14 protein-coding genes are annotated in these 14,513 nt (G+C 31.2%); all 14 read right to left on the minus strand.

The window, feature by feature from the left end; translation table 11 throughout:
- Position 1 precedes the first annotated feature (1 nt).
- The 14 genes from nusA to rpsB all read right to left on the minus strand — a co-directional run bounded on the left by nusA (position 2) and on the right by rpsB (position 14,501).
- Complete coding sequence (gene nusA / locus RH915_RS01840) at positions 2-1,036, minus strand: transcription termination factor NusA (RefSeq protein WP_310477573.1); 1,035 nt, start codon at positions 1,034-1,036, stop codon at positions 2-4.
- A 14-nt stretch (positions 1,037-1,050) separates the two neighbouring features.
- On the minus strand, positions 1,051-1,512 hold the full coding sequence (gene rimP, locus RH915_RS01845; RefSeq protein ID WP_310477574.1) for a ribosome maturation factor RimP: 462 nt from the start codon (positions 1,510-1,512) through the stop codon (positions 1,051-1,053).
- A 215-nt stretch (positions 1,513-1,727) separates the two neighbouring features.
- The gene (locus RH915_RS01850; protein WP_310477575.1) at positions 1,728-5,996 is read right to left on the minus strand and encodes a PolC-type DNA polymerase III; all 4,269 of its coding nucleotides are present in this window, start codon (positions 5,994-5,996) and stop codon (positions 1,728-1,730) included.
- A gap of 24 nt (positions 5,997-6,020) precedes the next feature.
- Positions 6,021-6,650: a glycosyltransferase family 2 protein gene (locus RH915_RS01855; protein WP_310477576.1), complete on the minus strand. Its 630-nt coding sequence runs from the start codon at positions 6,648-6,650 to the stop codon at positions 6,021-6,023.
- Between the two features lie 11 nt (positions 6,651-6,661).
- The gene (gene ispG / locus RH915_RS01860) at positions 6,662-7,708 is read right to left on the minus strand and encodes a flavodoxin-dependent (E)-4-hydroxy-3-methylbut-2-enyl-diphosphate synthase (RefSeq protein WP_331618245.1); all 1,047 of its coding nucleotides are present in this window, start codon (positions 7,706-7,708) and stop codon (positions 6,662-6,664) included.
- 12 nt (positions 7,709-7,720) lie between these two features.
- Positions 7,721-8,731, minus strand: a complete 1,011-nt coding sequence (gene rseP / locus RH915_RS01865; protein WP_310477578.1) for an RIP metalloprotease RseP — start codon at positions 8,729-8,731, stop codon at positions 7,721-7,723.
- 8 nt (positions 8,732-8,739) lie between these two features.
- Positions 8,740-9,891: a 1-deoxy-D-xylulose-5-phosphate reductoisomerase gene (locus RH915_RS01870; protein WP_310477579.1), complete on the minus strand. Its 1,152-nt coding sequence runs from the start codon at positions 9,889-9,891 to the stop codon at positions 8,740-8,742.
- A gap of 35 nt (positions 9,892-9,926) precedes the next feature.
- Positions 9,927-10,706, minus strand: coding sequence for a phosphatidate cytidylyltransferase (locus RH915_RS01875; RefSeq protein WP_310477580.1), 780 nt, complete (start codon positions 10,704-10,706; stop codon positions 9,927-9,929).
- Between the two features lie 13 nt (positions 10,707-10,719).
- Positions 10,720-11,448 (minus strand): isoprenyl transferase, encoded by a 729-nt coding sequence (locus RH915_RS01880; RefSeq protein ID WP_331618246.1) that lies wholly within the window; start codon positions 11,446-11,448, stop codon positions 10,720-10,722.
- 19 nt (positions 11,449-11,467) lie between these two features.
- Positions 11,468-11,680 carry a hypothetical protein gene (locus tag RH915_RS01885; protein WP_310477582.1) on the minus strand — a complete coding sequence of 71 codons (213 nt, stop codon included), beginning with the start codon at positions 11,678-11,680 and terminating at the stop codon, positions 11,468-11,470.
- A 2-nt stretch (positions 11,681-11,682) separates the two neighbouring features.
- Positions 11,683-12,240, minus strand: a complete 558-nt coding sequence (gene frr, locus RH915_RS01890) for a ribosome recycling factor (RefSeq protein ID WP_310477584.1) — start codon at positions 12,238-12,240, stop codon at positions 11,683-11,685.
- Positions 12,240-12,980: a UMP kinase gene (pyrH, locus tag RH915_RS01895; protein WP_310477747.1), complete on the minus strand. Its 741-nt coding sequence runs from the start codon at positions 12,978-12,980 to the stop codon at positions 12,240-12,242. The genes frr and pyrH overlap by 1 nt, the downstream gene beginning before the upstream one ends.
- Before the next feature lie 96 nt (positions 12,981-13,076).
- Positions 13,077-13,724 (minus strand): translation elongation factor Ts, encoded by a 648-nt coding sequence (gene tsf / locus RH915_RS01900; protein ID WP_310477586.1) that lies wholly within the window; start codon positions 13,722-13,724, stop codon positions 13,077-13,079.
- An 81-nt stretch (positions 13,725-13,805) separates the two neighbouring features.
- Positions 13,806-14,501, minus strand: coding sequence for a 30S ribosomal protein S2 (rpsB, locus tag RH915_RS01905; protein WP_310477588.1), 696 nt, complete (start codon positions 14,499-14,501; stop codon positions 13,806-13,808).
- Positions 14,502-14,513: the final 12 nt, after the last annotated feature.

Here is a 14,513-nt window from a genome sequence, read left to right on the forward strand (position 1 = left end):
ACTACTTTGCTTGACTCTCAGCCTTAATATCGATTTTCCAGCCTGTTAATTTAGCTGCAAGTCTTGCATTTTGTCCTTCTTTTCCAATAGCTAATGATAATTGATAGTCAGGTACAATTACTTTAGCGGTTTTCAGTTCTTCATCAATATCTACATTAATTACTTTTGCAGGACTTAATGCGCTAGTAATATACTCTATAGGATCTTCGCTATACTTAATTATATCAATCTTTTCCCCTTTTAACTCATCTACAATAATCTGAACACGACCACCTTTCGGTCCAACGCAAGCACCAACTGGATCTACATTAGCATCTGTAGATGTCACAGCAATTTTGGTTCTAGAACCAGCTTCACGAGAAATGCTTTTAATTTCAACTATACCATCATGTATTTCAGGAACCTCTAACTCAAAAAGTCTTTTAATTAAACCAGGATGTGTTCTTGACAAAGCTATTTGTGGGCCTTTAGTTGTTCTTTTAACTTCAAATATGTAGCACTTTATTCTATCACCATGATTATACTGCTCTGTAGGCATCTGTTCACTAGGTGCTAAAACAGCTTCTGTCTTTCCTAAACTTATATAAACGATCCCTTTAGCTGTTCTTGAAACTGAACCCGTTATAATATCAGATTCTCTATTAATGAATTGATCGTAAACGACATCTCTTTCAGCTTCTCTAATTCTTTGTACAACAACTTGTTTTGCAGTTTGTGCTGCTATTCGTCCGAAATTTTTAGGTGTGACTTCACTTTCTATAACATCATCAATTTCATATTTTGGATTAATTGCTTTAGCATCTTCTAGACTTATATCTAGCAATTCATCTTCAACCGTATCCACTACATTTTTTTGTGAATAAACATGTACTTCTCCATTTTCTCTATTTATTGAAACTCTAACATTCTGTGAGGTGCCAAAATTTCTTTTATAACTTGATATTAGAGCTGCTTCTAAGGCATCAATTAGTATATCTTTATTTATCCCCTTGTCTTTTTGTATTTGTTCAAGTGCTTCAATGAATTCAGAATTCATCCTTATATCCCCCCTTAAAATTTAATAGCCAATTTTGTAATTGCAACTTTATCTATAGGTATTTCTATACTATTACCATCTACTTTAAGATTCAGATTATTATTTTCAAGTCCTATTAATTCACCTTCTAAATGTTTTTTTCCATTGAAAGGTTCATACAGTTTAACTTCAACATCTCTTCCTTTAAACTTTATGTAGTCTTCCTCAGTCTTTAAAGGTCTATCTAATCCTGGAGAGGATACCTCTAAGAAATAGTTTTCTTCAATTGGATCATATTCATCAAGCTTTTCACTCAAGTGTTCACTTACTATTTGGCAATCATCTAATGTGATTCCCTCTGGTTTATCTATGTATACTCTTAAATATCTATGTGGTCCTTCTTTCTTGAATTCTATATCAACAAGCTCGAATTTCTCACTTTCTAATATTGGATGAACAAGTTCTATAACAATTTGTTCAACTTTATTTTTTCCCATTCACTTTTCCTCCTTATTTAGTTGTAGTTGTTTTTATAAAAAGCATTTTACTTACATAGTTGTATATTTTGTAATCTTTGCTATTATTATTCTATTTTATACTTTATAAAAAAAGTTGTTTCAATAAAAGTAAAGAGTGGGCAAATGCACCCACTCTAGTTCTATATTGATTATACTGTTTTTATAGTATAACACAAAGGTTGTAACACTGCAAGTTAAAACAAGGAAAGTTGGTTAGTTTCAGGTAAATCACCAAGGCAACCATGAATTGATAATTTTTCTATAACTGTTTTTGTTAACTTTGCACGTTCTCTCAAATTCTCTTTAGATAAAAATGCACCCTTTTCTCTTGCTACAACAATATTTCTAGCAGCATTTTGACCAACTCCCTGGAGCGCCTTTAAAGGAGGTAGTAAAGTAGACTGTTTAACAATAAATTTATCTGAATCTGATTTATATAAATCTATTGGGAGCAACTCCATACCCCTATATAGCATTTCTAAAACAACCTCTAATACAGTAAGTAAATTTTTTTCCTTTGCAGTTACATTATTACCTAATGATTCTATTTCTTTAATTGTTCTACATATTTCTTCTTTTCCTTTAAGGACTAAATTTATATCAAAATCGTCTGCTCGTGTTGTAAAGTATGTTGCATAAAAGGCTTCTGGATAGTGAACTTTGTAATATGCAATTCTAAAGGACATCATAACATAAGCAACTGCATGAGCTTTTGGAAACATATACTTAATTTTTTTACAAGAGTCAATATACCAATTAGGCACATTATTACTCTTCATAATTGCTTCATCTTCTTCAGAGAGGCCTTTTCCTTTTCTTACATTTTCCATAATTTTAAAAGATTTTTTAGCTGGTAATCCTTTCAATATTAAATAGTTCATAATATCATCTCTAGTGGATATAACATCCTTTAACTGCGCTGTATTACTTCGAACAAGATCTTGAGCGTTATTTAGCCATACATCTGTTCCATGTGAAAGTCCACTAATACGTACAAGTTCAGCAAAAGTAGTTGGTTTTGTATCAATTAGCATTTGTCTAACAAACTTTGTGCCAAACTCTGGGATTCCCATTGTACCAACTTCATATTTAAATTCTGATGAATTAATATTTAGGGATTCTACACTCGTAAATAAACTCATCGTTTCAGGATCATCCAAAGATATTTTTGTTGCATCAGTTCCCGTTATATCTTCTAACATTCTTATTATAGTAGGGACATCATGACCAAGTATATCCAACTTAAGCAGTCTCCCACTAATCGCTTGATAATCAAAGTGTGTAGTAATAACATCGGAATTAATGTCATTTGCAGGATATTGTATTGGACAAAAGTCATAAATGTCTTTGTCTGCAGGAACAATCATGACGCCACCTGGATGCTGCCCAGAAGTTCTTTTTACACCTGTACATCCTTGAGTTAATCTACTTATTTCTGCATTTGAACAAACCTTGCTTTTTTCTTCCATATATTTTCTTACAAAGCCATATGCTGTTTTATCAGCAATAGTACCTATGGTACCAGCTCTAAAAACTTTCCCTTCTCCGAAAAGCTCTTCCGTATATTTATGTGCTTCACTTTGATATTCACCTGCAAAGTTTAAGTCAATATCGGGTTCTTTATCACCTTCAAAACCTAAGAATACTTCAAAAGGAATATCATGACCATCTTTTATTAAGTTGGAATCACAATTAGGACAAGCTTTATCTAGTAAGTCGGCACCTGATCCCACTGAACCATCGGTATAGAAATAGGAATATTTGCAATTATTACAAACATAATGAGGAGGCAGAGGATTTACTTCTGTTATATCACTCATCGTTGCAGCAAAAGAAGATCCTACGGATCCCCTTGATCCAACTAAGTAACCATCTTCTAAAGATTTTGCTACTAACTTATGGGCTATAATATACATTACTGCATAGCCATTAGAAATAATTGAATTTAGTTCTCTATCAAGTCTGTTTTTAACTATGTCTGGAAGAGGGTCACCATAAAGTTTGTACGCATTATCAAAACAGAGGTTTCTTAAATCCTCTTCAGAACCTTGGATTATAGGAGGAAATGTCCCCTCTGGAATAGGTATTAAGTTATCAATTTGTTTATCTATTATATTTGGATTGTCTACTACAACTTCATAAGCTTTATCAGATCCTAAATATTCAAATTCCTTTAGCATTTCGTCCGTTGTCTTCAGATAGAGAGGTGGTTGATGACCAGAATCATCAAATCCTTGGCCTGTCATGAGTATTCGTCTATATACCTCGTCTTTTGAATCTAAAAAATGAACGTCGCCAGTTGCTACTACAGGGAGATTGTTTTTTTCTCCAATCTGTAATATATCCCTATTAATATTTTTGAGATCCTCTTCACTTCTTAAGAGACCTTTATCAAGTAAAAATTGATTGTTTTTTAATGGCTGTATTTCAAGATAATCATATAGCTTGACAATGTTTTCAATTTCTTCTTCACTCTTATTTTTAAGTAAAGCTTGGTACAATTCTCCAGCTTCACATGCGGAACCAACGATTAAACCATCCCTGTATTTATTTAAGAGACTTTTTGGTATCCTTGGTTTTTTATAAAAATAAGTTAGATGGGATTCTGAAACTATTTTATATAAGTTTTTTAATCCCGTTTTATTCTTTGCAAGAATTATTATATGAAATGTGTCAAGCTTTCTGAAGTCAACATTGTTTTTTAGTAACTCTTCTACATCTTTTAAATAAAATATCCCTTTACGTTTCATTATCTCAATAAATTTGATGAATATTTGAGCAGTAGCAAGGGCATCATCAATTGCTCTATGATGATTTTCAAGTGAGATTTTAAAATACCTGGCAATAGTATTTAGTTTATGTCTTTTTAGGTCTGTTAACAACACTCTGGATAACTTAAGCGTATCTAATACGGAGTTTTTTATTGTGTAATTTAATTTTTTACAACTCTCCTGAATAAACCCTAAATCAAAGTCAGAATTATGTGCAACAAGACAACTATTACCACAAAATTTTATAAACTGTGGTAATATTTCCTCTATTGTCGGTGAGTCCTGTACCATTTCATTTGTGATTCCGGTTAGTTTTATTATTTCATCAGGTATAACCATTTGTGGATTTACAAAGCTAGAGAATTTATCAATTATTTCACCATTCTTTACCTTAATAGCACCTATTTCTGTAATGCTATGGTATTTATTTGACAATCCGGTTGTTTCAATGTCAAATACGACAAATTCATCGTCGAATGATCTCTGGTCATTAAACTGTTGGGTGGAAATCTGATCATTTACAAAATAACCTTCAATTCCGTATATAATTTTTATGTTATTTTTTTTACCCGCATCCATTGCTTCCGGATATGCCTGTACTACACCGTGATCGGTAATAGCTATAGACTTATGTCCCCATTCAGCAGCTTTTTTTATAAGTTGCTTTGTTGTGGACATACCATCCATAGCTGACATATTCGTGTGTAAGTGTAACTCTACTCTTTTATTAGGACTTTTGTCAGTCTTATGTGTTACATTAGGTACATTTATAATATCGGAGGCTATAAGAACATTTTCTTTTAAAAACTTGTCAAAAACAATATTCCCTTTTATTCGTATCTTAAGTTCATTTTTTAGTATATTAAGGTCTAAGTCCTTGTTTTTACGTTCAAATATCTTTACGACTATTGAATTTGTATAGTCTGTAACAGATAAAATATAGATATTATTTCCATTATTTAATGTTTTACACTCAAAATCAAAGATATCTCCTTCAATGATTACTTGTCCTGATTCATTATATATATCTTCTATGTTTGTAACCTCTCCATTAAAAGTTTTACCTAAAATGATATTATTCTTTTTTTGTTCACTTGAATGTGTTTTTTTATTTTCTTTATTTAGAATTTGCTCTTTCATAACTTGTTCTAAATATACGCTACTTTCTTTGATTTTATCTTCTTGATATTTGGTTACACTGAATCCATCTTTATAGCTTTTTATTTCACATTTTATCAAAAAATTAAACCTATTTGAAAAATAGGCTTCTATTTTTTTATTCACATTTCTCTCTATGGCTTTAATTAAGATAACTTCCTCTAATTCAATTATTAACTTATTTTCATCAAGTGTCCAGTTCATCTTATCGTGCATTTGCTTTGTAGAAGGAAGTAATTTATTAAAAATAAATATAATATTACCCCAATTTAATTCAATTAATTCAAATAAATCCCCATATTTTAAGTTGTATTGAATATTTATATTAACATCTTTCAACATCATAAGTGATTTTAATGAATTTCTTATATTTAATAACGTTTCTTCACTTAAGATATTATTACTTGATATAAATATATCTAACTGTTTTTTCTGTCTATAAAACTTTATATTATTAATTTGACAGCCTTCTTTAGGCACATCAAAATTCAAACCAAGTCTTAATACAAAATCACTAAAGCTTAACAATTGCATAACAATTATATCCCCCCTTTAACTTTAGTGTATCATATATTTTACAATATCTTTATACATTTTTATTCTCCAATATAATCCTTTTGTTAAGCCAAACTTTTCTTCTTTAATAGCATGACTTATGCCTTCTAAAGGAACCTGTACGGTCTTTATATTATCATCTCTAAGCATCTTTGATATGGCAATTTCTGCATTATACCCACTCATGTCTAGATCTATTATATTTTGAATTAATGATTTTTTAAAGGCTCTTTGTCCAGACAAGCATGGTGTAAGTTTTTGAGCAAAACTGGTAAAAAACCTGCCAGACTTAAAAACTCCTATAGTCATTTCATAATCGTCTATTACTAAAGGCTTAATTAAAGATTCAATATGTTCAGTACTTAGACCTATTAGATCAGCATCTAGGAAAACAATAATTTCAGATTGACAGTCTTTAAGTCCAGCCTTTAAAGCTTCAGCTTTGCCTTTATTGCATTTAAATTTAATCAGTTTAATACCTGAAAACATGCTAACTTCTTGACAAGTTCTGTCATCAGAACCATCATCAATAACGATGATATCTGTGATGATAGATGATTTTATAACTGGCTGTAAAACCGTACCTATCCGCTTTTCCTCATTGTATGCAGGGATAATAGCAGATACTCTCATAGAAGGCCTCCTTAAAATTTTTCTATTTCTTCAATTAATGTCATTACTATATCTTTTTCAGGAATTTTTTTTATAATCTTACCCTTCTTGAACAATAATGCTGAGTTAACTCCCCCTGCAATTCCAATATCTGCTTCCCTTGCTTCGCCCGGCCCATTAACTGCACACCCCATTACTGCAATTTTTAAAGGTTTCTTAATATGATTTATTTTATTTTCTATAGTATTTGCTAGTTCTATTAAGTTTATTTCACATCTTCCACATGTCGGGCAGGAGATAATAGTGACTTCATTTTCGAGGAGATTTAATGATTTTAAAATTTCCCTTCCAACTTTCACCTCTTCAACAGGGTCACCAGTTAAGGACACGCGTATTGTATCCCCTATGCCGTTTAGTAATAATGTTCCAATACCTATAGCAGACTTAATTGTGCCACTATAAAGAGTTCCCGCTTCTGTAATACCGACATGAAGTGGATAGTCAACTTGCTTTGAAATCAAATTGTATGCGTCAACAGTTAGCTTAATATTACTAGCTTTTAAAGATATTACTGTATTGTAAAATCCTAAATCTTCTAAAATTTCTACATGTCTTAAAGCACTTTCTACAAGAGCTTCAGCTGTTACACTAGTATATTTATTCAATAAATCCTTATCTAACGAACCTGCATTTACACCTATCCTAATAGGTATATTATGTGCTTTTGCAGATAAAACTAGTTCTTTTACTTTACTTTCCTCACCAATATTGCCCGGGTTAATTCTTAATGCATCTACTCCATTCTTTATAGCTTCTAAAGCTAGTCTATGATCAAAATGTATATCCGCAACAATTGGTATAGAGGTTTTTTGCTTGATTTTTTTTATAGACTGAGCAGCATCAAAATTTGGTACTGCAATTCTAACAATATCACATGATGCTTCTTCGAGTCTTAAAATTTGATTTACTGTTGATTCTACATCATTAGTATCTGTTGTAGTCATTGATTGAACAGATATTGGGTTTGTACTGCCTATTAGGACGTCACCACATTTTATTTCTTTTGTTTTTTTTCTCATAATTCATACCACCTATACAAAAAGTCCTGTTATATCTTTGTAAGTAACCATAATCATCATAAGTATTAATAAAGTAAAACCAATAATATGAATCATACCTTCTTTTTCTGGATCAATAGGTCTTCCTCTAAATGCTTCTACAATTAAGAAAAGTATACGACTTCCATCTAAAGCTGGTATTGGCAATAAATTCATAATAGCTAAATTTATGCTAATTAATCCCGCTAATTGAGTAACATATATCCAGCCTGCTCTACTAGCTTCACTTACTAGGCTAATTATTCCTACTGGCCCTACTACATCATCTAAAACATTTTCTTGTCTAACTATTAAACCCCTAAAGAAGTCAAATATTCCAGTTATAATCATTCGAGTTTGTTTAAGGCTATTTTCTATAGCTAACATTACTGATCTATTTGTAACAGGATAAATTCCAATCATATATTGATTAGTGTCTTCTGAAATTATAGGTGTAATTCGTTTTGTAATTACTTCATTATCTCTTAATAATTCGACATTTATAGTTTCTCCCTGTGACATATTTATTTCTTCTACAATATTATCCCATGTAGATATTTTTTTATTATTAACTGAGACAATCTCATCTCCTGGTTGAACATCAACATAATGAGCAGGAGAATCTTCGGCTATATCATTAATTGTCGTTGTAGGTACTCCTGTAATATTATAGAATATAACAGTAAACAGTATAACCCCTAGAATAATATTCATAATCGGGCCTGCTATAACAACACCAATTCTATGTAAAACAGGCTTATTATTAAAACTTCTTTGGTCATTAGATTTTTCATCTTCACCTTCCATCCGAACATACCCACCTAAAGGAAGTAATCTGAGAGAGTAAGTTGTTTCACCTTTTTTAAAATTAACTATTTTAGGCCCCATTCCAATTGCAAATTCATGGACTTTTATACCCACCCATTTTGCGACTCCAAAATGTCCTAATTCGTGTATGAAAACAAGTAAACCGAACACAATGATTGCAACTATAGCAGTAACCATTTCAACACCTACCTTTTATAATTATCTATAATCCACTTTCTTGACCAGTTATCAACTTCAATTAGCTCTTCTACAGAATTATACTCAAATGTGCTATGTACATTCATTATTTCCTGTATATACGACGATATATCGTAAAAATTTATCTTTTCTTGTAAATAAAGATTAACTAACTCTTCGTTTGCAGCATTTAAAACACAAGGCATAGTGCCTCCAATTTTAATCGAATCAAAACATAGTTTTAAGCAGGGAAATTTCTTAATATCTGGTTGTTCGAATGTTAAGGTGCTTAACTTTGAAAAATCTAGCGGTTGAATGTGTGATTGTAATCGATTTGGATATGTTAGAGCATACTGTATTGCTATTCTCATATCAGGCAAACCAAGTTGTGCAATAATTGAAGTGTCATTAAACTCAACCATTGAGTGAATAATGCTTTGAGGGTGAATAACTACTTCTATTCTTTCCATATCTATGTCAAATAACCATTTTGCTTCTATTGCTTCTAGTCCTTTATTCATTAGAGTTGCAGAATCAATTGATATTTTTTTACCCATGGACCAATTAGGATGCTTCAATGCTTCTTTATAAGTTGCCTTATTTATTTGCTCATACTGCCATTCACGAAAAGGTCCTCCAGAGGCTGTTAATAGTATCTTTGATAATGTCTTTTTATCTTCTCCTACCAAACATTGAAAAATAGCAGAATGCTCACTATCAACTGGTATTATTTTGACATTGTTTTTCTTTGCTTTCTCCATTACCAATTTTCCAGCTACAACAAGTGTTTCTTTATTAGCTAATGCAATATCAATCCCGCACTCTATAGCTTTTAATGTAGGTAATACCCCTATACTTCCAACTACAGAATTGAGTAATAATTCGACTTCATCATAAGTAGCTACTTCGATCAGTCCATTAATAGATGAAACAACTTTAACACTTGAGGTTACTTTACTTCTTAAAACTGCAGCTTTTTCTTCATTAAATACAGCAACTATTTTAGGTTTAAATTCATGAATTTGTATTTCTAAAGCCTCTATATTATTCATAACAGCTAGCCCTACTACATCAAAATGATCCATATTGTTTCTTATAACGTCTAGTGTCTGTGTTCCTATCGAACCTGTTGATCCTAGAATACTAACTTTTTTTTTCAACGTTGTCACCCCATTAAATATTTATGACATATGTATTATTGTATTATAAAATTTAAGTAATAAAATACTATTGGTGATACAAAAATTATACTGTCAAATCTGTCCAATATACCTCCATGACCGGGTATAAGTTTTCCAAAATCTTTTATCTCTACATATCTCTTAATTTTCGAAGCAAATAAATCACCTGCTTGTGATAATATACTTCCTATTATTCCTAAAAATAATAACATAATATTACTACCCAAAACAAATATGTTTCCAAAAATTAGAGTTGCTATCACGCTGCCTAAAATACCACCTACTGAACCTTCTAAAGTTTTTTTAGGGCTTACCTTAGGACATAGTTTTCTTTTGCCAAAATACACACCAGAAAAATATGCAAATGTATCTGTTGCCCATGCAATTATAAAGATAAGCCATACTCCTATAGCATTCTCACTGTTTATTGATAGTATCATATGACCAATCATAATACTAATGTATATAATTCCAAAAAAAGTAATCATAATGTCAAGGATGCTGTGGTTATCTTTAGCTAGTAAAATAAGGCTACATATAAAAAATATTATTGCTAAGAGAGGGAGTAACATTTCAGAATAATCAAAGAAAAAAAGTGTCATGATTAAAAAAGAAGATAAATATCCTATTGAATAAAATGGCGTATATTCTTTATTTGAAAAAGCGTTATAAAATTCGTTTATACCTATAATACTTACTAAAGTAACTGCAATATAAAAAAAAGCACCTCCTAATGATACGATAACTATCAATAAAGGTAATCCAATAATACTTGCTAGTATTCTTTTAAACATATTATACCCCCATTCATTTTACAGAACCAAATCGTCGCTCTCTATTTTGGTAACCCTTTATTGCATTTTCTAAATCCATTGGTGTAAAGTCTGGCCATAAGATATCTGTAAACCAAAATTCTGTATATGCACATTGCCAAAGAAGAAAATTACTTAATCTATATTCACCACTTGTTCTAATTAATAGATCAGGATCTGGAATCCCTTTTGTATCTAAATTTTGATTAATTATATGCTCATCTATATCTTCTACTTTATAGTTATTTTCAATAATCTTTTTAACTGCTCTAGTGATTTCATTTCTTCCCCCGTAATTTAATGCTATTGATAACGTAAGTTTCTTATTCATTTTGGTCATTTCTTCAACCTTAGTTATTTGGTTAATAAGTTCATCTGAAAATAAAGTTATATCACCTATCACAGTTATTTTAACTCCATTTTTATGTAAACGAATTGATTCTTTTTTTAGAAACTCTTTCAAAAGCTTCATTAAAGCTGAAACTTCTTTTTCAGGTCGATTCCAATTTTCTGTCGAAAAAGCGAATAGGGTTAGGTATTTAATACCTATGTCAGCGGATTTTTTAACTATATTTTTTAAAGCCTCTACGCCAGCCCTGTGACCTAAACTTCTAGGGATATTTCTTTGATTTGCCCATCTCCCATTTCCATCCATTATTATAGCAATATGATTAGGAACATTTTGATTATTATTATTATTGAGATTATCTGTTTTATTAATCACTAACTTCACCCCGAGTATTTTAAAGCCCCAAAAATGGGGCTTTAAAATAAGATATAATTATTTCAACTTCATTTAAAGATATATTCCTTTGTCCAACTACTCTCTTTATTCCATCCATTTTTTTTGCATCTTTTCCATAGGTTTCATTAACCGTATATTGCATATTTAACTCATTTAATATGAAAAGTGCATCATTTAATTCAAATCCTAAGACATCAACACTTTTTTGCAATTTTAAACCTCCATTACTTCATTCTCCTTTTTAGAAGCTAGTTCATCAACTATTTTAATAAACTTATCTGTTGTATCTTGTACTTTTTCTAAGTATATTTTAAGTTCGTCTTCAGTTAATTCATTATCTTTATGTAACTTTTTAAGCGCATCATTTGAGTTTCTTCGTTCATTTCTTAATGCAATTTTACTATCTTCAGCAGTTCTTTTAACAATTTTTATTAAGTCTCTTCTTCTTTCTTCAGTTAACTGAGGAATATTAAGTCTAATTAATTTTCCATCATTTGAAGGGTTAATCCCTAAATCTGACTGTTGAATTGCTTTATCAATTAAGTTTAATATTGATGTGTCGTAGGGTTGAATAGTTATTAATCGAGGCTCAGGTGCGGTTACAGATGCTAGTTGTTTTATTGGTGTAATGGCACCATAATAATCAATACTAATTCTATCAAGCATTGCAGGATTCGCTCTTCCAGCCCTAATTGTAACCAACTCATTCTTTAAAGCATCGATTGTTTTGTTCATTTTTTCTTCTTGTAACCTAATAACATTTTCAGGCATTAATTATCCTCCTTTTTGTTTTCATTCTTTTCACTATATATATATGTTCCAATATCTTCACCTAGGATTATTTTGCTAATATTTTCAGGGTTGTCTAAACCAAATACTTTTATTGGTATCTTGTTGTCCATACATAAAGATGTAGCAGTTGAATCCATAACCTTTAAGCCTAGTTTTAGTACGTCTAAGTATGTTAACTGATCGAACTTTTTTGCATCTTCACTTATATTAGGGTCTTTATCATACACTGCATCAACCTTTTTAGCTAATAAAATTACTTCAGCTTCAATTTCTGCTGCTCTCAGTGCAGCAGTTGTATCTGTTGAGAAGTAAGGATTTCCTGTCCCAGCAGCGAAAATAACAACTCTATTTTTTTCTAAATGTCTAACTGATTTTCTACGAATATAGGGCTCTGCAATTTGTCTCATTTCTATAGCTGTTTGTACACGTGTTGAAATATCGATATTTTCAAGAGCGTCTTGTAAGGCTAAACCATTTATAACTGTAGCAAGCATGCCCATATAATCTGCAGTAGTTCGATCCATCCCTTCACCGGTACGACCTCTCCAAAAATTACCTCCACCTACAACAATTGCAACCTCAACACCTAGGTTAAGGATATATTTGATTTGTTTTGCTATATCATTTATTGTATCTGTATCTAAACCAAAACCTTTGTCTCCTGCTAAAGCTTCTCCACTTAGCTTTAATAATACTCTCTTATACTGAGGTTTCATCATTGTCATTCGCTTTCCTCCAATCATAGATCTCCATGACAGATATGTATATTCACCATAAAAGAGAACACAACTGTGTTCTCTATATTATAATAAAAGTTATTGACCCATTTGTTTAGCAACTTCTTCTGCAAAGTTTTCTTCTTTCTTTTCAATTCCTTCGCCAACTTCATATCTTGTAAATCTTCTAATCGTTATATTTTCTCCAATTTTAGAGATTTTTTCTGTTAAAAGATTTCCTATCGTTACATCTGGGTTTTTAACAAAACTTTGTTCTAACAAACATACCTCTTTATAATACTTTTCAATTCTACCTTCTACCATTTTATCAACAATTTTTTCTGGTTTACCTTCATTTAGGGCTTGATTCCTTAAAATTTCTTTTTCTTTTTCAATAATGTCTGCTGGCACATCTTCTTTGCTTACATATTGAGGATTAGCAGCTGCGATTTGTAAAGATACATCTTTAACAAAGTCTTTAAATTCTTGATTTTTAGCAACAAAATCTGTTTCTGAATTTACCTCTACTAAAACTCCTATTCTTCCACCATGTATGTATGCTTCAACTAAGCCTTCAGATGCAACTCTTCCTGCTTTTTTTGCTACAGCAGCTAGTCCTTTTTCACGAAGAATTTCAACTGCTTTATCCATATTACCTTCTGCATTAGTTAATGCTTTTTTACAATCCATCATACCCGCACCTGTTTTTTCTCTTAACTCTTTTACCATTGCTGCAGTAATATTCATATTTTACGCCTCCTAATATTATTAAAGGTAAGAGTGTAAGGAAAATTCCTTATGCCCTTACCCTTTTGTTATATCTTTTATTTATTCTTCTTGTTCACCTTGTTTTCCTTCTAATACTGCATTAGCCATTGTAGCAGTTAATAACTTAACAGCTCTAATAGCATCATCATTTCCTGGTATTACATAGTCTACATCTTCAGGATCACAATTAGTATCAACTATTGATACAACAGGTATTCCTAAAATCTCTGCTTCCTTAACTGCAATTCTTTCTTTTCTTGGGTCAACTACAAAAATAGCCCCTGGCATATCCTTCATTTCTTTAATTCCACCTAAAAATCTTTCTAGCTTTTCTTTTTCTGCTCTAAGTTGAATTACCTCTTTTTTCGGCAGAACTTCGAAAGTACCATCTTCTTCCATTTTTTCTAGTTCGAATAATCTATCGATTCTAATTTTAATAGTTTGATAGTTTGTTAACATTCCACCTAACCATCTTTGATTAACATAAAACATGCCACATCTTTTCGCTTCTTCTTCAATTGCCTCTTGAGCTTGTTTTTTTGTACCTACAAAAAGAACATTTTTACCTTCTGCTGCAACTTCCTTGATAAAATTATAAGCTTCCTCTACTTTTTTTACAGTTTTTTGAAGATCTATAATGTAGATACCATTTCTTTCTGTGAAAATGTATTCTGCCATCTTTGGATTCCATCTTCTTGTTTGATGGCCAAAATGTACACCTGCTTCCAATAACTGCTTCATTGATATTACTGACATTTTTTCTCCTCC

This window comes from Serpentinicella sp. ANB-PHB4, from assembly GCF_031432315.1.
Taxonomy (GTDB): Bacteria; Bacillota; Clostridia; order Peptostreptococcales; family Natronincolaceae; genus Serpentinicella.